We start from the raw sequence: 20,366 nt of genomic DNA on the forward strand, positions 1-20,366 counted from the left end.
TCGGCAACACCACGCCCCCTGAATCCCCTCCCAGAGAAGAGTCCCCCCCTCCCCCCCCCCCCCCCCCCCCCCCCCCCCCCCCCCCCCCCCCCCCCCCCCCGGCCCCCCCGGGCCGTGCTCCGTGGCGGGTCGTCAGGTGCGCGTCCAGCGCTGGTTGCTGCCGCCCGAGCAGGAGTAGAGCTGGATCAGGGTGCCGTTGGCGGTGCCGTTGCCGGCGGCGTCCAGGCAGAGGCCGGACTGGACTCCGACGACGGATCCGTCGGAGTTGAGGCGCCACTTCTGGTTGTCGCCGCCCCAGCAGGTGTAGATCTGGACCTTGGTGCCGTTGCCGGTGCCGGCGGCGTCCAGGCACTTGTCGCCGTAGACCCTGAGCTCGCCCCCGGCGGTGTACGACCACTGCTGGTTGGCGCGGTTGTTGCAGTCCCACAGGTTGAGCTGGGTGCCGTCGGTGGTACTGGCACCGGGGACGTCCAGGCAGCGGCCCGAACCGATGCCCTTGACCTGTCCGGTACCGGGCGTGGGGGTCGGAGTGGGGGTGGAGGAGCCGGCGTTGAGCGCGTTCAGCACGGAGGTGTGGGCGGGCTTCTTGTTGCCGTTGCCGTCGAACAGCAGCGGCGTTTGCTCCGACCGCCAGGAGTCGGTGTCGCGCACACCCCAGACGGTGATGCCGAGGCAGCGCGGAACGGCCAGGCAGTCCTTGGTCACGTTGGCGTAGGTCGTGGCCGAGGCGCCCTGGATGTCGAGTTCGGTGACGGCCACGTCCACGCCGAGCGCGGCGAAGCTCTGCAGGGTGGTGCGGAAGTTGCTGTTGTACGGGCTGTCGTTGTTGAAGTGGGCCTGGAAGCCGACGCAGTCGATCGGGACGCCGCGCTGCTTGAAGTCCCGGACCATGGCGTACACGGCCTGCGTCTTGGCCCAGGTCCAGTTCTCGACGTTGTAGTCGTTGTAGCAGAGCTTGGCGGCCGGGTCGGCGGCGCGGGCGGTGCGGAAGGCGACCTCGATCCAGTCGTTGCCGGTGCGCTGCAGGTTGGAGTCGCGCCGGGCGCCGGAACCGCCGTCGTCGAAGGCCTCGTTCACGACGTCCCACTGGGCGATCTTGCCCTTGTAGTGGGCCATCACGCCGTTGATGTGGTGGGTCATCGCCTGGCGCAGCGTGCTGCCGCTCAGGTTCTGCATCCAGCCGGGCTGCTGCGAGTGCCAGGCCAGGGTGTGGCCGCGTACCTGCTTGCCGTTCCGCACCGCCCAGTTGTAGACGCGGTCGCCCGCGGCGAAGTCGAAGCGGCCCTGCTGGGGTTCGGTGGCGTCGATCTTCATCTCGTTCTCGGGCGTCACCATGGTGAACTCGCGGGCCGCGATCGAGGTGTACGCCGGGTCGCCCAGCCTGCCCGAGGCGACGGCGGTGCCGAAGTAGCGGCCGCTCTGCGCCGCCGCGGCACCGAGCGTGCTCTCGGCGGCGTGTGAGGTCAGCGGAGCCACCAGCAGGGCGGCCGAACCGAGGACGCCGGCGACCAGCGCCGTACGGAGAACGCCGGCCTTCCGGCGGACGGTGGACGGGGGAATGGCATTCGAGCCCATGAAAGAGCCTCCAGGAGAGAAATTCCACGGAAGGATGGGAGTGCGGCAGAGTGAATCCGCGTGAACGACGCCCGCGTCCATTGACAGAGGACGCTCACCGGCGTGAAATATCCGAGGCCGGCACCCGGCACCCGGACGCAGACGGGGGATATCGCCTCGGCCTCAGTCTGGAAACACCGCCGAAACATGTCAAGAGTTTCGTAATTGTTTCGAGAATCCGGGTCCCTCCGAATAGTTCAATTCCCGCTTTTCATGGAACGATCCTCATCGAAAGCATTTCGATGAGGATCGCTCGACCGGGGCTGCGGCTGAAAGCCCGGGTCACATCAGAACGGTGGTCAGTAGCCGTAGACCATCTTGTAGGCGACCTCCGGCAGGAACTGTCCGGCCGTGGAGCCGGCCCCGGCGCCGCAGTTGCCGTCGGACTCGCCCGGGATCTTGATCCACAGCAGCATCTCGGCACCGCCACCGCGCTGGGTGGGCGTACCGATCCGGCGGCCGGCGGGGTTGCACCACTGGCCGTCGGAGCCGTTGCCGTTGCGGCTGGTGTCGACGACGAACGGCTTGGTGTGGCCGTAGGCGCGCAGGGCGGAGTTGACCGCGTTGCCGTAGGAGGTGTTCTGGTCGGTGGTGAAGTAGTTGGAGACGTTCAGCGCGAAGCCGCGCGCCCCGCCGATCCCGGCGGCGGCGAGCTGCCGCGCCATGGTCGAGGCGTCGACCCAGCCGGGGTTCCCCGCGTCGAGGTAGACCCAGGTGTTCGGTGCCTTGGCGCGGAACTGGGCGATCGCGTTCTTCAGCATGGCGTTGCGCTCGGCGATCTGAGCGGGGGTCATGCAGCTCTCGTGGCCGAGCGCGTCGGGTTCGAGGACCACGACGGCCGGGCGGCTGCCGATGCCGCCGGCGAAGGCGGCGATCCAGGCGTCGTACGCGGCGCGGCTGCCGGCACCGCCGCCGGAGTGGCCGGCGCAGATGTCGCGGTGGGGGATGTTGTACGCGACCAGGACCGGCAGTTTGTCGGAGGAGTCCGCGCGGCCGGCGTAGGCGCCGACGGCGGTGGCGATGTCGCCGCTCCAGTTGCCGAACCAGCGGGCTGCCGGGGTGTTGGCGATGGAGGTCCGGATCGCCGCCGCCCGCCCGTCGCCGGGGTTCGCGTTGGTCCAGCGCAGGGCGGAGTTGTCGGGGTCGGTGTAGAAGCCGCTGGTCATGGTGGTCGGGTCGGCGGCGTATGCCGGGCCCGCGTTGAGCAGGGCGAGAGCGGCGGTGAGCGCACCGGCCAGCAGGGCGGACGCGGCTCGGACGGACGTGCGCATGGGTCTTCCTCCGGTGGGGGTGGGGAAGCGGAAGCGCTTCCAGTTTTGACAGGGGGACGGACCGAACGGGAACTGATCCTGCTGCCGGCCAACACGCGTTCTCCCGTCGCCGCGGGCGCCTGCGGCGATCGGGGACCCCGGGCCGGCTCAGACGAAGCGCCACAGGTGGTCGGCCGTGCCGCTGTCGTCCCAGAGGACGGCCTGGGCTCCCCGGGCGGTGGAGGCGCCGGAGACGCCGAGGACGCGGCCGCTGCCGGCGCACTCGATCCTGAAGGTGTCGCCGCCGCCGTGGCGCAGGCGCCACCGGTGGCCGGGGGCGCCGTCGTCCGCCCACTGGACGATCCGGGTGCCGTTGGCGGTGCCGCCGTTCTCCACGGCGAGGACCTTGCCGCTGTGGGAGTTGCGCAGGCGCACGTGGCCGCCGGTGTCGGCGACGGCCGTCCAGAGGTGGTCGGCGGTGCCGCTGTCGTCCCACTGGACGGCGAGGCCGCCGTCCGCGGTGGACATGTCCCGGATGCCGAGGACGAGTCCGCTGGCGGCGTTCCGGATGCGTCTGGCACCGTCGGGGACGAACTGCCACTGGCCGGCGGGGGCGCCGGTGTCCGGTACCTGTACGGCCGCGGCGCCGTTGGCGGTGGAGCCGTCGGCGATGCCGAGCAGCTTGCCGGTGTGGACGTTCCGGAGCTTGTGGTAGCCGTCGCCGGTGTCGATGACGGTCCACCGGTGGTCGGCGGTGCCGTTGTCGGACCACTGGATGACCGGGGCGTCGTCGGCGCCCGACATGCCCTGCACGCCGAGGACCTTGCCGCTGTGGAGGTTGCGCAGCCGCAGCGCGCCGCCGTCGACGAGGAGGATCCAGTTGTGGTCGGCGGTGCCGGAGTCGGTCCACTGCAGGGCGGGTGCCCCGTCGGCGGTGGACATGTCCCGGATGCCGAGGACGAGACCGCCGGTGGCGTTGACGAGCCGGAAGCCGCCGGGGCCGTCGGTCCGCCAGTAGACGGTGTAGTTGAAGCCCTGGGCGTCGTGGAACGGGCCGAGGCCGACCCTCGTTCCGTTGGCGGTGGCCGTGAAGGCGAGGGCGGTGCTGCTGGTCCGGGTGATCGACGAGGGGTCCAGGGCCGGGAGGGAGGACAGCCTGGTGCTGCCGTAGTCGCCGGCGAGGACGACGGGGCCGTAGGCGATCGCCGCGACACCGGGGTTGTCGTTGGCCGGCTGGAGGGCCACGCGCATGGGGAGCTTCACGGTGACGGTGTCCCCCGGGGCCCAGGTCCGGGTGAGCGTGGCGTAGGTGCCCGGGGCGGCCGCGACGCTCTGGGCGACGCCGTTGACGCTGACGGTGGCGCCCGAGGCCCAGGCGGGGATGCGGACGCGCATCGACCAGGACCCGCCGGCGCCGCCGGTGACCTTGAGGGTCGTGGTGTCGCCGGCCGGGTAGGAGGTGCTCTGGGTGACCGTGATGCCCCGCTGGGTCCAGGTCAGGACGGAGGGGAGGAACAGGTTCACCGTGAGGGTTGTGCCCTCGTGGAAGTAGATCGAGTCCATCAGCTTGGTGTTGGACTCCACACCCGTTCCCTGGCAGCACCAGAACGTGCCGTAGTCGGTGCTCCAGGTGCCGCCGCCCCACGCCGGGCCGACGCCGCGGCGGCCGCCCGGGTTGAGGGGGGTGAAGTAGGTGACGTGCCCGTGCGGGTCGGCCGGGTTCTGGGCGCCGATGACATGGTTGAGCAGCGCCTTCTCGTAGAAGTCGAAGTACGACGCCCTGCCGGGGTCCAGCTGCCACAGTTCCCGGGTCAGCTTGAGCATGTTGTAGGAGTTGCAGAGTTCGCAGGTGTCGGGGACGAGGAAGCCGGAGATGGCGTCCGGGGCCCGGAAGTGTTCCGCCTGGCTGTTCCCGCCGATGGCGTAGGTGTGCGCGGTGGTGCAGATCGTCCAGGCGTTGGCGGCGATGTCGCGGTAGCGCGTCGCCCCGGTCGCCCTGTACTCCCGGACGGCTCCTGTCCACTTGGGCACCTGCGTATTGGCGTGCAGACCGCTCAGCCGGTCCTGGTTCGCGGCGAGGGGGTCGAAGGCCGCCGCGTGGTCGAACCGCTGGGCTGTGGCCAGCCAGCGTGCGTCGCCGGTCCGCAGGCAGAGGTCGGCCAGTACCTCGTTCATGCCGCCGAACTCGACGCCCAGCACCGACTGCATCCGGCTGGGGCTGAGCGCGGCGGTGCGGCGGTCGACCCAGCCGGCGAGCGCGAGGAGCACGTCGCGGGCCTGTGTGCTGCCCATGAGGCGCCACACGTCGAGCAGACCGGCCATGGTCTTGTGGAGGCAGTAGTAGGGGACGTTGCCGTTCTTCAGTGTGCCCGCTTCGAGGCTGGTGAAGTCGGACTCGGGGAAGCCCGAGAGGTAGCCGGCGGAGAAGCCCGCGGCGGAATTGTTGGCCTGGCACCGGGCGAGTCCGGCCACCATGCGGTCGGCCTGGTCGCGGCAGGTTACGTCCCCCAGGGCGGCGTAGGCCTGGGCCCACGCCGTCAGGAAGTGGCCCTGCACATGGGTGCGGAAGGGGAACGCCGGATCGTCCCAGCCTCCCGGCGGGGCCGCGGCGTTGGTGGAGAGCCGGTGGTTGGCGCGGAAGTTGTACAGCAGGCGGTCGACGTCGACGAAGCGGAGGTAGGCCAGGGTACGGTCCTGGTTGTCGAGCCAGCGGCTGCTGGTGAGCCGGACCTGACCCAGGTCGAAGGGGAGCACCGATACCGCCGCGCCGGATCCCGCCAGGGCCGTGTCGGCCGCGGCGGACACGGTGTTCAGTACGGGGCCGGCAGCCGTGGCCGCGGCCGCGGCCCCGGTGGTCTTGATCATGGCGCGGCGGCTGAAGGGCGGAACCGGCATGGCGAACTCCATGGTCCGTGAGAGTGGGGGTGCCGCGCACGAGGGCGGTCGGGCTTCGGCCGGCGACGGTGGGTCCGGTGCGGAGGCCGCCCGCTGCGCACGAGTGTTAACGCTCACAATTGGGGTGTCAATACCTGCTACGGCATCGACGGCGTCAGGGCCTGCCCGGCGGTTCCTGTGGGCTCGGATACGTGATGTCGAACCCCGTGAAGTGGGCCCGGTTGGTGGAGGGACGGCCGTTGGAAGTGGCGTAGAGCCCGAGCTGGACGCTGGTGAACAGCGGGATGAGGAAGGCGGCTTCGACGGTGGTGAGGTCCTGCCAGGTTCCGTCGGGTGCCGCGTGGGCGAAGGTGTGGCTGAAGCCGCGGATGCGGATCCCCAGGCGGAGGGGGCCCGGGGGACGGGAACCTCGGCCAGGACCTCGGCCCCGCGGCGGAGGCTGAGCCCTGCCGCGGTGCGGAGGAAGAGGAGATGGGCGTCGTCGTCCACCACGACGGCGAGGCCCGCCTCTTCGCCCGGTGTGGTGGGGGCGAAGCGCAGTTCGGTGGAGACGTCGCAGTCGGGCTGTTCCTGGGGGCGGGCCAGGAGCGACGGGGTGGTGCGTTCGCCGAGGCGCTCGGGGCGCAGCTGGAGGCGGAGTCCGTCGCCGGTGGTCCAGAACCGCTCCGGCGGTGTGCGCAGGCAGCTCCAGTCAGGGGAGAGCGTGGTGAAGTCGTCGTGGACGGGACGGCGGGGGCCGGTGTGGACGACGGGGGAGAAGACCGGCCAGCCCGCGTCCCAGGTGATCCGGCTGAGGAAGGTCTCGCGGCCGAGGGCGGAGCCGGGGCGGACGCCCAGGAGGACGGCCCGCCAGTCGCCGTCCGGGGTCCGGACGAGGTCGGCGTGCCCGGTGCAGGTGACCGCACCCGTGGCGGGCGGGAGCACCGGGTTGCCGGGGGCGCCCTCGTAGGGGCCGGTCACCCGGAGGGCGCGGGCGGCCACCACGCTGTGGTCCACATCGGTGCCGCCCTCGGCGGTGACCAGGAGGTAGCTGCCGCCGGTCTTGTAGAGGTGCGGGGCTTCCGACCACCGGGCGCCGGGGCGGCTCCCCGACCACAGGACGTGCTCCGGTCCCGTCAGCCGTCGTTCGTGCGGGAGGTACTCGCGCATCCAGATCTCGGTGCGGCCCGCGGCTTCGTCCACGACCCGTGCGGCCGTGAACCAGGCCCGGCCCCGGCGCCGGCCGTGCCCGTCGCCGTCCCCGTCGCCGTCCCCGTCGTCCGGCCCGTCGTCGAAGAAGAGCGACGGATCGAAGCCCTCACCGTCCAGCCAGTGGGGCTCCGACCACGGCCCCGCCGGGTCGGTCGCCGTGACGACGAAATGGCCGGGGCCGTCCATCAGCGTGCAGACGAGGTGGAAGACCCCGTCATGGTGCCGGATCGTCGGTGCGAACAGGCCCCGAGAGGGCTCGCACCCGTCGAGGTCGAGCTGGGACGCCCGGTCCAGCGCGGAGCCGACGCGCCGCCAGTTCACGAGGTCGCGGCTGTGGAACACGGGTAGGCCCGGGAACCATTCGAAGCTGGACGTCACCAGGTAGTAGTCCGCCCCCGCCCGGCAGACGGACGGGTCGGGCCGGAACCCGGGCAGCACGGGATCGCCGGAGAAGCCGGTCACGGCACCGGGACGATCTCGACCGGCACGGACAGCACCCGGTCGGCCGCCGGGTGGCGTACGGGGCCTTCCAGAGTGAAGGAGCCCTGGAGCGGAAGATCGCCGCTGGACCGTCCGACGGCCACGCCGATCTCCCCGGGCTCCACCCGTCTGCGCAGGTCGAGCCCGGTGAAGGAGGTCCGGTCGGCATGGACCGAGAAGGTGACCCGGGCGGCCGCGCCCGGCCGCAGCTCGACCCGGGCGAAGCCGGCGAGCCACCGCCGCGGCCGGACGACGGACGCCACGGGGTCGGAGAGGTACAGCTGGACCACTTCGGTCCCGGCCACCTCGCCGACGTTGCGCACGGTGACCGAAACGGCGACGGCCCCGTCCGTCGCGGCGACGGGATCCACGGAGAGCTCCGAGCAGGTGAAGCTGGTCCAGCTCAGCCCGTGCCCGAACGGGAACAGCGGGGTCGGGTCCACCGAGCTCCAGTCCGTGCGCCCGCCGAGCCTGGCGTGCAGGTAGGTGCCGGGCTGGCCGCCGACCTGGCGGGGGATGGAGACGGGCAGCCGCCCGGACGGTTCCGCGGCGCCGCTGAGGATCCCGGCCAGCGCCGTCCCGCCCTCCTCGCCGGGGAAGAAGGCCTGCACCACGGCCGATGCGCGCTCGGCCAGCGTGCCGAGCGCGTAGGGCCGTCCGGAGACGAGGACCAGGACGGCCGGCACCTCCGAATCCAGGACGGCGGAGGCGAGTGCGGCCTGATCGCCGGGCAGGCCGAGGGTCTCGGCGTCGCAGCCCTCGCCGGAGGTGCCCCGGCCGAACATGCCCGCCCGGTCCCCGAGCACGAGCAGGTTCACGTCCGGATCGTCCGCGGTGACCGTGAACCCGGCGGCGGTGAGCGCCTCGCCGAGCGTCGGGATCTCCAGCCCGAGGTCCCCGGGCAGCGCGACGTGGTTGGGGAAGGAGTAGCAGCCGAGGAAGGACTGGGGGTCGTCGGCGTAGGGCCCGCTGATCGCGACCCGGCACGGCCGCAGCGGCAGGATGCCGTCGTTGGCGAGCAGTACGGTGGACCGTTCGGCCAGGAGCCTGGCCAGTGCCCGGTTCTCCGGCGGGTCGAGGTCGACCGGCTCGGGTGTGACGGGTTCCCAGTCGGGGTCGAGCAGGCCGAGCCCGGCCTTCTGGAGCAGGACCCGTTCCGCGGCCCGGTCGACGAGCTCCTCGGGCACTCTTCCCGCCCGTACGAGTTCGGTGAGCGGCTCGCCGTAGCACCGGGCCGTGGGCAGTTCGACGTCGATCCCGGCGGTCAGCGCCAGCGCGCCGGCCGCGCCCCGCGATCCGCTGACACCGTGCCGGGTCTCCAGGAAGGAGACGGCGTAGTAGTCGGCGACGACCACACCGCCGAACCCGAGCTCGCCCCTGAGCAGTTCGGTCAGCAGCCCCTGGTCGGCGGCCACCGGGACGCCGTCCACGTCGGTGTAACTGTTCATCACCGACCGGGCGCCCCCCTCGCGCAGTGCCCGTACGAAGGGCTCGACCAGTACGTCGGCGAACTCGCGCGGTCCCGAGGCGACGGGGGCCATGTTCCGGCCGCCGCGCGAGGCCGAGTACCCGGCGAAGTGCTTGAGGGTCGCCACGATCCCGGCGCCCTCCAGCCCCTGCACGTAGGCGGTGCCGATCGCTCCGACGAGGTAGGGGTCCTCGCCGATGCACTCCTCGGTCCTGCCCCACCGGTAGTCGCGGACCACGTCGAGCACCGGAGCCAGCCCCTGATGGACGCCGACCCGCCGCATTCCCGCGCCGATGGCGGCGGCCATCCGGCGCACGAGCCCGGGGTCGAAGGAGGCGCCCCAGGCCAGTGGCCCGGGGAAGACCGTCGCTCCGAACGTCATGAACCCGGTCAGGCACTCTTCGTGGGCGATCGCCGGTATCCCGAACCGGCCGGCTCCGGTCACCTGCCGCTGGAGCGAGGCGAGCCGCTCCATCCCGGCTTCCGCGGTGATCGGCGCGGTGCCGTACACCCGGGTGAGCTGGCCGAGGCCGTGGGCGACGATGTCGTCGAGGCCGGGCGCGGACTCGCCGGAGTCGTCCTCCATCGGGGCGACCGGTGCGCCCGGATCCGAGGGCAGCGCCCAGAAGCCGGCGAGCTGACCCGCCTTCTCCTCCAGCGTCATCCGCTGCAGCAGATCGGCGACGCGTACGGGCACGGGCAGGAGGGGGTCACGCCAGGGCTCGGTCAAGGAGTTCTCCTAGGGACGGGGCGGGGCGGTGGAGAGCCGGACCTTGAGTTCGGTCGAAAGCTCCATCCGGGGGCTGACCAGGGGCTGGCCGTCCAGGAGCTGGAAAAGGCTGCGGGCGGCGAGCCGGCCCATCTCCTCCAGTGGCTGGCGCACCGTCGTCAGCGGCGGTGACAGCCATTCGCACATCGGCAGGTCGTCGAAGCCGACCACGCTGAGGTCCCGCGGGACGCTCAGCCCGGCCTGCCGGGCGGCTTCGTAGACGCCCATCGCCTGCTGGTCGCTCCCGGCGAAGACGGCGGTCGGCGGTTCGGGGAGGGCGAGCAGTTCCCGGGCGCGCCGGAACCCGCCCTCGTGCTGGAAGTCGCCGAACCGGATCAGGTCGCGGTCGACCTCGATCCCGGCCCGCTCCAGCGCGGCGCGGTACCCGTCGATGCGGGCCTGGCTGCAGAGCATCTCCTTGCGCCCGCCGATCGCGGCGATCCGGCGGTGCCCCAGCTCCAGCAGGTGCTCGGTGGCGGCGAGGCCGCCCGCCCAGTTGGTCGCGCCGATGCTCGGCACACCGTTGCCCGGCAGGTCGATCGGGTCGATGACGACCAGCGCCACCCCGGCCTGTTCGACCTGGGCGCGCTGGGCCTGGGTGACCGAGGCGGTGACGAGGATGACGCCGTCGCTGTGGTGCAGGACCGGCAGTGCGGCCCAGCTCGAAGGCGTGGCCTCGCCCGGCGGGACGAGCGATACGACGGTGCCGACGCCGCGCCGGGCGCACTCGGCCTCGACGCCGCGCAGTATCTCCACCGCCCACGCGCTGTCCAGGCCGCCGATGATCAGGTCGACCAGGCCGGACCTGCGGGCCCTGGCCTGCGCGCCGGGATGGAGGTAGTTGTGTGAGCGCAGCAGGCTCTCGATACGTTCGCGCGTCGCGGGTGCGACGTCGGAGCGGCCGTTGACCACCTTGGAGACGGTGGCCTGGGAGACCCCCGCCTCGGCGGCGATGACGGCCAGGGTCGGGCGCTGCTCGCTCAACTTCTCTCCTCCGCGCGGACGCCTTGGGGCGTCGACAGGTATCGCAAACTTTCGAAGAGTTTCCGGGCGGCGCGACCGGGTTGTCAAGGCTCAAGAAGCTTGCTGCTGAGGGAAATTCAGTGAGAAGGCTTGACCGTGGGCCTTCACGTTCCTAGTTTGTGGCAGCGTCAATTCGAGAATGTTACGAAAGATTTTCGAACCGGCGAACCCGTACCGAGCGAACCGAACCGGCATTCCCCACCCCGGAGGTCCCATGGCCAGCACACCCCCGAGTCGACGAACCTTCCTCGCGCTCTCCGGCCTGACCGCTCTGTCCGTCCCGCTCACCGCGGCCTGCGGCGGCGGGGGCTCCGGCCCGGGGTCGGCGGCCGGCGGCAAGGTGTCCTTCGCGTGGTGGAACATCGCCACGACGGAGCCGGGCAAGTCCCTGTTCCCGCAGATCTCCTCGGCGTTCACGGCCGCTCACCCGAACATCACGATCAAGACGACCTCGTTGGAGAACGAGGCCTTCAAGTCCAAGCTGACGGCCAACACTTCATCGGGCAGGCTCCCCGACGTCTTCCAGACCTGGGGCGGCGGCGTTCTGCGGCAGCAGGTCGACGCGGGGCTGGTCGAGGACCTCACCGAGGCGTTCGGCTGGTCGTCCGAGCTCACCCCGGTCTCGTTGCGGGCCTACCAGTTCGAGGGCCGGACCTACGGGGTGCCGTACGACATCGGCATGGTCGGCTTCTGGTACAACAAGAAGCTCTTCGCCCAGGCCGGGATCACCGCTCCGCCGGCCACCTGGGCCGAGTTCCTCGAGGACGTCAGGAAGCTCAAGACGGCGGGCGTCACTCCGATCGCCCTCGCGGGCAAGGAGAAATGGCCGGGCCACTACTACTGGGCCTACCTCGCGATGCGCGTCGCGGGCCTCCCCGCCCTCCAGCAGGCGGCGACCACCAAGGACTTCACCGGCGCCGGCTTCGTCCGGGCCGGCGCCCACCTCAAGGAGCTGGTCGACCTCCAGCCGTTCCAGACGGGTTTCCTCGGCGCCGGCTACTCCACCCCCGGCGGCCAGGCCGCGACCATGGGCAACGGCAAGGCCGCCATGGAGCTGATGGGGCAGTGGGCGCCGTCGGTGCAGAAGGACGCGGGCGCGGACCTCGGAGCGGACCTGGGCTTCTTCCCCTTCCCGACGGTCGAAGGCGGCATCGGCCAGGTCACCGAGGTGTTCGGCGGTGGCAGCGGTTTCGCGCTGCGCAAGGGCGCCCCGAAGGAGGCGCTGGACTTCCTGAGGTTCTTCGTCCTGGAGAACGAGTCCAGACTGCTGGCCTCCAACGGCTACCTGCCGGTGGTCAAGGGCGCGGAGAGCCAACTCACCGAGCCCAACAGGAAGGTGGTGGCCGACAGCCTGGTGAACGCGACGGGCTTCCAGCTCTTCCTCGACCAGGCCTACCCGCCGGCGGTGGGCCAGGAGGTCAACGACAGTGTCGCCGACCTCATGGCGGGCAAGAAGACGCCCGCGCAGGTCACCAAGTCGATCACCGAGGCTGCGAAGGGTGCCTAGCCCCGTGTCCACCCTGACCGAGGAGCGGACGCGGGACGCCGGGCCGGTGCGCCCGCCCGCCCCGGCACGGTCGCTCCTGCGCGGACTGGGCAGCTGGGCGTCGGTCGCCTGGTTCCTCGTCCCGGCTCTGGTCCTCTTCCTCGTCTTCGTCCTCGCACCGATCGCGGTCGCCGTCTGGACCGGCTTCTTCACGTGGGGCGGGGCCGGCCCCATGGACGACTTCGTCGGCTTCGAGAACTACGCCAAGCTCTTCGGCGACCAGGTCTTCCTCGGCGATCTGGGGCGCGGGCTGTACCTGATCGTCCTGTCGGTCACGGTGCAGTTGCCCTTCGCGCTGTTCACCGCGGTCCTGCTCAACCAGCGGCTGCGCGGCCGGGCCGTCTACCGGATGCTGTTCTTCGCGCCGTACGTCCTGTCCGAGGTGGTCACGGCGGTCCTCTTCGCGCTGATCTTCCTTCCCGGTGCCGGCATGGCCGACCACCTCGCCGGCCTCCTCGGCCTGGAGGGGCTGCGGGGCACGTGGCTCGCCGACCCCTCGACGGTCATGCCGACCCTGTTCGTGGTCATGACCTGGAAGTACTTCGGGTTCCACATGATGCTCTTCCTCGCCGGCCTGCAGAGCATTCCGGCCGAGATCCTCGAAGCCGCCTCCATCGACGGCGCCGGCGCCTGGCGGCGCTTCCGGAACGTGACGCTGCCGCTGCTCGGGCCGACGGTCCGGATCAGCGTCTTCCTCTCGATCATCGGGGCCATCCAGCTCTTCGACCTCGTCTGGGTCATGACGGCGGGCGGGCCCAACCACTCCTCCGAGACGATGGCCATCTCGATGTTCCAGTTCGGGTTCAAGCGCTATCAGGTCGGCTACGCCAGTGCGATCAGCGTGGTGCTGTTCATGATCAGTCTGGTCTTCTCCCTCTTCTACCAGCGCTACGTGCTCCGCCGTGACCTGAGCGGGGCCATCACCTCGGGAGGCGGCCGATGAACGCCCGCCGGACGGTAGGGGGCCTGTCGCTGCACGCCGTGGTCTGGCTGATCGGCGCGTTCGTCGTCGTGCCGCTGATCTACGCGGTGGTCTCCGGGTTCAAGAGCACCCGCGAGCTGACGACCAACCCGTTCGGGCTTCCGGAGCACTGGGAGACCGCCAACTACACCGGCATCCTCGGCGACGGGATGTTCTGGCGGCAGATCGCCAACAGCGCGGGCATCGCGATCGGCACGACGTGCTGCACGGTGGCGGCGTCCGCGATGGCGGCGTTCGTGCTGGCCCGCTACGCCTTCCGGGGCAGGGAGCTGTTCTACACACTGTTCACGATCGGGCTGATGTTCCCGTTCGCGGTGGCCGTGCTGCCGTTGTTCCTGCTGCTGCGCACCTTCGAACTGCTCGACAACCCGCTCGGAGTGATCCTTCCGCAGGCGGCCTTCGGGCTCCCCATGACGATCATCATTCTGCGCGGCTTCTTCCGGACGGTCCCGGCGGAGGTCGAGGAGGCGGCCGTCATGGACGGCTGCGGCAAGTTCCGCTTCTTCTGGAAGATCCTGCTGCCGATGGCACGTCCGGCGCTCGGCACGGTATCGGTGCTGGCGATCGTCGCGAGCTGGAACAACTTCTTCCTGCCACTGCTGGTGTTCAACGACCCGAAATGGCAGACGATCCCGGTCGGAGTCCAGCAGTTCCAGGGCCAGTACGCGACCGACTACGCGCTCGTCCTCGCCTACATCGTGCTCGCCATGGTCCCCGCCCTCGCGTTCTACGCCGTCGCCGAGCGGCAGCTGATCGGCGGCCTCACCGCGGGCGCCACCAAGGGCTGACCCGTCCCGCGCGACCCCCACCTCCCGAGGAGACATCGTGAAACGCCTCACCGCACTGGCGCCGCCATTTTTGTTAGCGCTAACAGCATGCCGCCGGATCGTCGTGCCCGACGGCGCACGGACCGCCGGCCGCCTGTCCCGCCACCTCGCGGACCACCCGTGGTGAGCCCGTTCCCCGGGGGCGTGGGAATCTCCGGGCTCACCGTCTACGACTGGGAAGCCGCCGACGGTCTGTGCGGCGGTGCGCCCCACATGCACCTCGTCTGCTCCGAGGCCTACGTCGTCATCGCCGGCGCGGGCAGCGTACAGACCCTCACCACCTCCGGTTTCGACGAGACCCCGCTGCTCCCCGGCGACGTCGTCTGGTTCACCCCCGGCACGATCCACCGCCTCGTCAACGACGGAGACCTGCGCCTCGTCGTGCTCATGCAGAACGACGGACTGCCCGAGGCGGGCGACGCCGTCTTCACCTTCCCCGCTCCCGTGCTGGCCGATCCCCACGCCTACCGCAGGGCGGCCGGCCTGAGCGGCGACCGTTCCGCGGCAGCCCGCCGCCGCCGCGACCTGGCCCTGGAGGGCTTCCTGGCCCTGCGCGACGGCGGGCTGCGGGAGTTCCACATCGCGGCCCACCGCCTGAAGAGCGAGCTCCTGGACGCCTGGCGGATCCGCTGGCGCGACGGCGCCCTCGCCGCGGCCGTCACGACCGGCCGTCAGCTGGAACGGCTGAAGGCCGGAGACCTCTCCCACCTCGACGACGGCGACGTGTCACGGCTGGAGCGCCCGCGGCACCAGGGCTTCGGCATGTGCGGCCGCCTCCACACCTATCCCGTACCCGATCCCTCGACGCGCCCGCCCCGCGGTCCGTCGGGGCCACCCCGCCCCCACCCCCCGAAGGAGCCCTTCTGATGTGGTCCCGCCATCCATCCCCGGTCCACCCGGGACGACGCCTGCTCGCCGTCCTCGCGCCCCTGCTGCTCCTGGTCGCCTTCCTCGGTGCGCAGCCCGCCGCGGCCGCGGCCGTCGACCCCAACGCCTCGTACGTGCTGGTCAACCGCAAGAGCGGCAAGGTCCTGGACGTCTACAACCTGGCGGCCGGTGACGGCGCCCGCATCACCCAGTGGACCAGGAACGACCAGCTCCAGCAGCAGTGGCAGTTCGTCGACTCCGGCGGCGGTTACTACCGCATCACGTCCCGCCACTCCGGCAAGGTTCTGGACGTCCGGACCGGGTCCACCGCGAACGGCGCCGCGATCGTCCAGTGGGCCGACGCGAACGGTACGAACCAGCAGTGGCGGCTCGCCGACAGCCCGGACGGCCACGTGAGGTTCATCGCGCGCCACAGCAACAAGGCCCTCGAAGTGCAGGGCGGCTCCACCGCCGACAACGCGAACATCGTCCAGTACGACGACTGGGGCGGCACCAACCAGCAGTGGCAGCTCGTCCGGGTCGGCGCCGGCAACCCCGGCCCGTGCGATCTTCCGTCGGCCTACCGCTGGACGTCGACGGGCCCGCTGGCGCAGCCCGAGCCCGGGTGGGCCTCGCTCAAGGACTTCACCGTCGCCCCCTACAACGGGCGGCACCTCGTCTACGCGACGACCCACGACACGGGCAAGAGCTGGGGCTCGATGAACTTCAGCCCGTTCACCAACTGGTCGGAGATGGCATCGGCCGGCCAGAACGCGATGCCGGCGTCCACCGTCGCGCCCACGCTCTTCTACTTCGCGCCCAAGAACATCTGGGTCCTCACCTACCAGTGGGGCGGCGGGAGCGCCTTCTCCTACCGGACGTCGAGCGACCCCGCCAACCCCCATGGCTGGTCGCCGCAGCAGGTGCTCTTCTCCGGAAGCATCGCCGACTCCGGAACAGGGCCGATCGACCAGACGATCATCGGTGACAGCACGAACATGTACCTGTTCTTCGCCGGTGACAACGGCAAGATCTACCGGGCCAGCATGCCGATCGGGAACTTCCCGGGCAGCTTCGGCTCGAACTCGACCGTGATCATGAGCGACACGACGAAGAACCTGTTCGAAGCCGTTCAGGTGTACAAGCTCCAGGGCCAGAACCGCTACCTCATGATCGTCGAGGCGGACGGCTCGCAGGGCCGCTACTTCCGTTCGTTCACGGCCACCAGCCTGGGCGGCACGTGGACGCCCCAGGCCGGCAGCGAGAGCAGCCCCTTCGCCGGCAAGGCCAACAGCGGCGCCACCTGGACCAACGACATCAGCCATGGCGAGCTGATCCGCACCACCGCCGATCAGACCTTCACCGTCGACCCCTGCAACCTGCAGTTCCTCTACCAGGGGCGTGACCCCAACATCGGCGGCGACTACGGCCTGTGGCCCTACCGGCCGGGCCTGCTGACGCTGCGTCGCTGACGACGTGACACGGGCCGGCTCCGCGCAAGCCGGCCCGTGCACGCCCACGGCAGCGGTGTCGGTGTGCTGGGCTATTCTTCCCGCCACCGCACACCGACTGTAGGGACCACGAGAATTGACCGGCCTGCCCGCTTTCCCCCTGCCCTTCCAGGCTTCCCGTTCCATAGCGTTCGCCACGCCCCGCACGCTGCGGGAACTCCAGATGATGGAGTGCAGCGCGCACATCCGGGCGAAGCCGGGTTGGTCCGACAAGATGGGCGATGACGGCATCGTCGCCAGGTGGACCCGAGAAGCGGTCGCCCAGGGCCTCACCGAAGCGCAGGTCCGCTACGTGCTCGACGAGCTCGTGCACTACGCCGCGCTGCGGGACGCGCGGACCGGTATCGAGGTGTCCGCCGTCGACGGGGTCTGGCAGTCGGACACGCTGGTCGGCGAGGAGCTGAGATCCCGGCTGCGCGAGGCGGTCCGGGTCCTGGAGCAGGTCCCCGAGGCGGACCGGGACTGGCATCCCGGATCCGACGGGCAGGTGCTGGACCTGGTTCACCCCTCGCTGTTCTGCCTGGTGCGGGGCGTGAGCGGGGGGCCCGAGGAGGCGTGGCGGAATCCGGCGGACCGCTACTCGAAGTACGAGTTCTCGGAGAAGTTCCAGTGGCTCCCCACGGACGTCGACGTCAGTGACGACGGCGAGGCCACCTTCCTCTCGTACGTGAACAACGTCCACCCCGAGACCCATCGCGAACTGGCCGCCGTCCTGCCGGACTTGTTCGCCCGTCTGCGCCCGCTGCTGGAGAACGTACTGACCGATCTGCGCCATCCGCGGCCCCTGCGGATCGAGGCCGATCCCTACGGCTGGTACGACTCGGAGCCGGAGTACCCGGACAAGTCCTCCTACGGTGACGACGAGGCCTACGCGGAGGCCCGCAGCGCATGGGCGGTGGCCCATGGCGAGTGGTGGGAGAACCGCCGGCCGGTCATCCCGGACGCCCCGGCCTTCACCCCGCCCGAGCCGCCCGGCGAATCCGAGCGGGTCGACCTGCGCGGCCGCCGTCTCCAGGTCATCGTCAAGCTCGCCACCGTTCACCTCACGCCGGAGAAGCCCGAGTACCCGGGCGGTTCCTGGCACGTCGAGGGGATGCTGAACGAGCGGATCGTCTCGACCGGCATCTATTACTGGGACAGCGAGAACATCACCGAAAGCCGGCTGGGTTTCCGGGCGGCACTCGACGACCCGGACTACGAACAGAACGACGACAACGGTATGCGTGAGGTCTACGGCCTGGAGGACGAAGACGCGCTGAACCAGACGCTGGGATCGGTACCGACGCCGGCGGGGCGCTGCCTGGCGTTCCCGAACGTCCTGCAACACCGGGTCGGCTCGTTCCGCCTGAAGGATTCCACCCGCCCGGGACACCGCAAGATCCTGGCGTTCTTCCTGGTCGACCCCTCGCAGAGGATCGTCTCGACCTCGGACGTGCCTCCCCAGCAACCGTGGTCCGATACCTCCACCATGACGCTCGAGCAGGCCAAGGAGCACCGCGAGCAGCTCATGCAGGAGCGCAAGTTCTTCGTCGACGAACACAACGACCAGCTCTACGAACGGGAATTCTCCCTCTGCGAGCACTGAACCACCTCCCCAGCCGTCCGCGGCCGGGCCCGGGCTCCCGTCCCGCACGGGCGCCCGGAGTGCCCGGCGCGGTCGTGCGGGGCACCCTGGAGGTATGGGCCGAGCCAACGACCGGGTCGAGGCGATGCTCCAGGAGTACGCCGACCTCATCGCCATCCGGGGCGGGGAGGCCTTCAAGGCCCGCGCCTACGAAAAGGCGGCCCGTGCCGTCGGGGGGCACCCGCAGGACGTCTCGACCCTCGACGCGAAAGGCCTGCGCGAGATCCCGAACGTCGGCAGGTCCGTCGCCGACAAGATCCTGGAGTACCTGCGGACCGGCCGCATGTCGGTCGTCGACGAGGCCCGGGCGTCCGTGCCGGCCGGAGTGCGCGAGCTCGTCGCGATTCCGGGGCTCGGACCCCGCCGGGCGATGCTCCTCTACGAGGAGCTCGGCATCACCTCCGTCGACCAGCTGGTCGAGGCCGTCCACCAGGAGCGGCTGCGCGACCTGAAGGGCTTCGGGGAGCGGACCGAGGAGAAGATCCTGCACGGCGTCGCCCTCCTGCGGAAGGCCGGCGAGGGCCGCATCCTGATCAGCGCCGCCATGGACCTCGCCGAGCAGCTCGTCGCCGAGCTGTCGGACGTCCGCGGCTGCGTCCGGTGCACGTACGCCGGATCCCTGCGCCGCATGAAGGAGACCATCGGCGACATCGACATCCTGGTCGCCGCACGCCGGCCGGCCCCGTTCATGGACGCCCTCACCGCCCTCCCGGACACCGCCGAGATCATCGCGCAGGGGGAGAAGAAGACCTCCGTACGGACCTCCGCCGGCCTCCAGGTCGACCTGCGGGTCCTTCCCCCGGCCTCCTGGGGCGCCGGGCTCCAGTACTTCACCGGGTCCAGGGCGCACAACATCCGCACCCGCGCGCTCGCCGTACGCCAAGGCCTCAAGCTCTCCGAGTACGGCCTCTTCGACGCCGAGACCGGCGAGAGCGTCACCTCCGGCACGGAGGAGGCGGTCTACGCCCGGCTCGGACTGCCCTGGATACCGCCGACGCTCCGCGAGGACCGCGGCGAGATCGCGGCCGGCCTGCGCGGCGAGCTGCCCGATCTCCTCACCGAGAAGGACATCCGCGGAGATCTGCACACCCACACCGACCTCACCGACGGGCTGGCCCCGCTGGAGGAGATGACCGCCGCCGCTGCCGCCCGCGGCTACGCGTACTACGCGGTGACCGACCACGCCCCGGACCTTTACATGCAGCGCATGACCAGCGAGAAGATCCTCGCCCAGCGAGAGCGGGTGCGCGCCCTCGACGACGCGCACCGCACGATGCGGCTGCTGCACGGCACGGAACTCAACATCGGCCCCGACGGCACCCTGGACTGGCCCGACGAGTTCCTCGCCGGCTTCGACATCTGCGTGGCCTCCGTCCACTCCCACTTCGACCAGAGCCGGGAGGACCTCACCCGCCGCCTCGTCCGCGCCTGCGAGAACCCGCACGTCGGCATCATCGGCCACCCCACGACCCGCCGGATCGGCAGGCGACCGCCCATCGACGCCGACTTCGACGAGGTCTTCAAGGCCTGCGCCCGGGCGGGCACGGCGCTGGAGATCAACGCGCGTCCCGAGCGGCTCGACCTGTGCGACGAGGACATCCTGCGCGCGAAGCGGTACGGCGTGAAGTTCGCCGTGAACTCCGACGCGCACGCCACCACCCATCTGCCGTACATGCGGTACGGGGTGGCCACGGCGCAGCGCGGCTGGCTCACGGCGGACGACGTCATCAACACGTGGCCCCTGGCGAAGCTGCGCCGGTTCCTGGGCAAGCCGGGAGGCCGGACGCGCTGACGGGGGCGTACCGGGAGCTCAGTCCGGGGGTTCGGGCACCGGCTCCTCGGGGTTGCCGTCCGGGGGACCGGAGGGCCGCGACGGGGGGTCGGCCGGCTCCGGCTCGCGGGGGACGGGCTGCGGTCCGGACGGGACCGGCTCCGGGCCGTCCGGCGGGGGCGGGCTGGGACGTGTCACGGTGTTCACCTTTCTTCCGGGGACGCCGGCCCGGGCATGAGGCGGGCGCGCGGGGGCAAGCGCTGCATGCGGTCGCCCGGCCCCCGGGCGCCGCTTTCCGGCCGTTCGATTCGGAGGTGGGTCATGGTTCCGCTCCTTCTGGTCCTGTTGCTGATTCTGCTGCTCCTCGGCGCGGGTTTCGCGGTGAAGGTCCTCTGGTGGGTCGCCATCGCGGTGCTCGTGCTGTGGCTGGTGGGGTTCGTCGCCCGGGGCAGCGGCGGGCGCTGGTACCGGTGGTAGCGCGACCCATGGCATCGGCCGGGGGCCCGCCGATCCGGCGGCCCCCCGGGCGTGCCCGCCGCCGTCCGGGT

The 20,366-nt window shown here is 71.0% G+C and carries 14 protein-coding genes and 1 pseudogene; 8 read left to right on the forward strand and 7 right to left on the reverse strand.

Annotated features, from left to right (window positions below):
• Nucleotides 1-132: 132 nt before the first annotated feature.
• The 6 genes and pseudogenes from ACZ4WZ_RS02730 to ACZ4WZ_RS02755 form a co-directional block, all read right to left on the reverse strand.
• The gene (locus ACZ4WZ_RS02730; protein WP_467884327.1) at nt 133-1,575 is read right to left on the reverse strand and encodes an endo-1,4-beta-xylanase; all 1,443 of its coding nucleotides are present in this window, start codon (nt 1,573-1,575) and stop codon (nt 133-135) included.
• Nucleotides 1,576-1,913: 338 nt separating this feature from the next.
• Nucleotides 1,914-2,885, reverse strand: a complete 972-nt coding sequence (locus tag ACZ4WZ_RS02735) for a glycoside hydrolase family 6 protein (protein WP_467884329.1) — start codon at nt 2,883-2,885, stop codon at nt 1,914-1,916.
• Between the two features lie 147 nt (nt 2,886-3,032).
• The gene (locus ACZ4WZ_RS02740) at nt 3,033-5,759 is read right to left on the reverse strand and encodes a beta-L-arabinofuranosidase domain-containing protein (RefSeq protein ID WP_467884942.1); all 2,727 of its coding nucleotides are present in this window, start codon (nt 5,757-5,759) and stop codon (nt 3,033-3,035) included.
• Nucleotides 5,760-6,275: 516 nt separating this feature from the next.
• Nucleotides 6,276-7,412 (reverse strand): annotated as a pseudogene (locus ACZ4WZ_RS02745) (glycoside hydrolase family 43 protein); the annotation flags it as partial.
• Nucleotides 7,409-9,628, reverse strand: coding sequence for a glycoside hydrolase family 3 N-terminal domain-containing protein (locus tag ACZ4WZ_RS02750; RefSeq protein WP_467884331.1), 2,220 nt, complete (start codon nt 9,626-9,628; stop codon nt 7,409-7,411). The gene ACZ4WZ_RS02750 and the pseudogene ACZ4WZ_RS02745, both read right to left, overlap by 4 nt.
• A 9-nt stretch (nt 9,629-9,637) precedes the next feature.
• Nucleotides 9,638-10,651: a LacI family DNA-binding transcriptional regulator gene (locus ACZ4WZ_RS02755; protein ID WP_467884333.1), complete on the reverse strand. Its 1,014-nt coding sequence runs from the start codon at nt 10,649-10,651 to the stop codon at nt 9,638-9,640.
• Nucleotides 10,652-10,904: 253 nt separating this feature from the next.
• Here ACZ4WZ_RS02755 and ACZ4WZ_RS02760 point away from each other — a divergent pair, with 253 nt between their 5' ends.
• The 7 genes from ACZ4WZ_RS02760 to polX all read left to right on the forward strand — a co-directional run bounded on the left by ACZ4WZ_RS02760 (nt 10,905) and on the right by polX (nt 19,839).
• Complete coding sequence (locus ACZ4WZ_RS02760) at nt 10,905-12,197, forward strand: extracellular solute-binding protein (protein ID WP_467884335.1); 1,293 nt, start codon at nt 10,905-10,907, stop codon at nt 12,195-12,197.
• Nucleotides 12,190-13,179 carry a carbohydrate ABC transporter permease gene (locus ACZ4WZ_RS02765; RefSeq protein WP_467884337.1) on the forward strand — a complete coding sequence of 330 codons (990 nt, stop codon included), beginning with the start codon at nt 12,190-12,192 and terminating at the stop codon, nt 13,177-13,179. The genes ACZ4WZ_RS02760 and ACZ4WZ_RS02765 overlap by 8 nt, the downstream gene beginning before the upstream one ends.
• On the forward strand, nt 13,176-14,006 hold the full coding sequence (locus ACZ4WZ_RS02770) for a carbohydrate ABC transporter permease (protein ID WP_467884339.1): 831 nt from the start codon (nt 13,176-13,178) through the stop codon (nt 14,004-14,006). Before ACZ4WZ_RS02765 ends, ACZ4WZ_RS02770 begins: the two co-directional genes overlap by 4 nt.
• A gap of 183 nt (nt 14,007-14,189) precedes the next feature.
• Entirely contained in the window at nt 14,190-14,912 is a 723-nt protein-coding gene (locus tag ACZ4WZ_RS02775) for a cupin domain-containing protein (protein WP_467884341.1), read from the forward strand.
• Nucleotides 14,912-16,384, forward strand: coding sequence for a non-reducing end alpha-L-arabinofuranosidase family hydrolase (locus tag ACZ4WZ_RS02780; protein WP_467884343.1), 1,473 nt, complete (start codon nt 14,912-14,914; stop codon nt 16,382-16,384). Before ACZ4WZ_RS02775 ends, ACZ4WZ_RS02780 begins: the two co-directional genes overlap by 1 nt.
• Nucleotides 16,385-16,499: 115 nt before the next feature.
• Nucleotides 16,500-18,008 (forward strand): DUF4246 domain-containing protein, encoded by a 1,509-nt coding sequence (locus ACZ4WZ_RS02785; RefSeq protein ID WP_467884346.1) that lies wholly within the window; start codon nt 16,500-16,502, stop codon nt 18,006-18,008.
• A gap of 94 nt (nt 18,009-18,102) precedes the next feature.
• Entirely contained in the window at nt 18,103-19,839 is a 1,737-nt protein-coding gene (gene polX, locus ACZ4WZ_RS02790) for a DNA polymerase/3'-5' exonuclease PolX (protein WP_467884348.1), read from the forward strand.
• 18 nt (nt 19,840-19,857) lie between these two features.
• On the opposite strand, the gene ACZ4WZ_RS02795 is transcribed toward polX, so the two are convergent.
• On the reverse strand, nt 19,858-20,016 hold the full coding sequence (locus ACZ4WZ_RS02795; RefSeq protein WP_467884350.1) for a hypothetical protein: 159 nt from the start codon (nt 20,014-20,016) through the stop codon (nt 19,858-19,860).
• A gap of 123 nt (nt 20,017-20,139) precedes the next feature.
• Between ACZ4WZ_RS02795 and ACZ4WZ_RS02800 the strand changes: the two genes are divergently transcribed.
• Nucleotides 20,140-20,295: a hydrophobic protein gene (locus tag ACZ4WZ_RS02800; RefSeq protein WP_388931438.1), complete on the forward strand. Its 156-nt coding sequence runs from the start codon at nt 20,140-20,142 to the stop codon at nt 20,293-20,295.
• The last annotated feature ends 71 nt before the right edge of the window (nt 20,296-20,366 follow it).

Source organism: Streptomyces sp. NPDC029122, assembly GCF_055569445.1.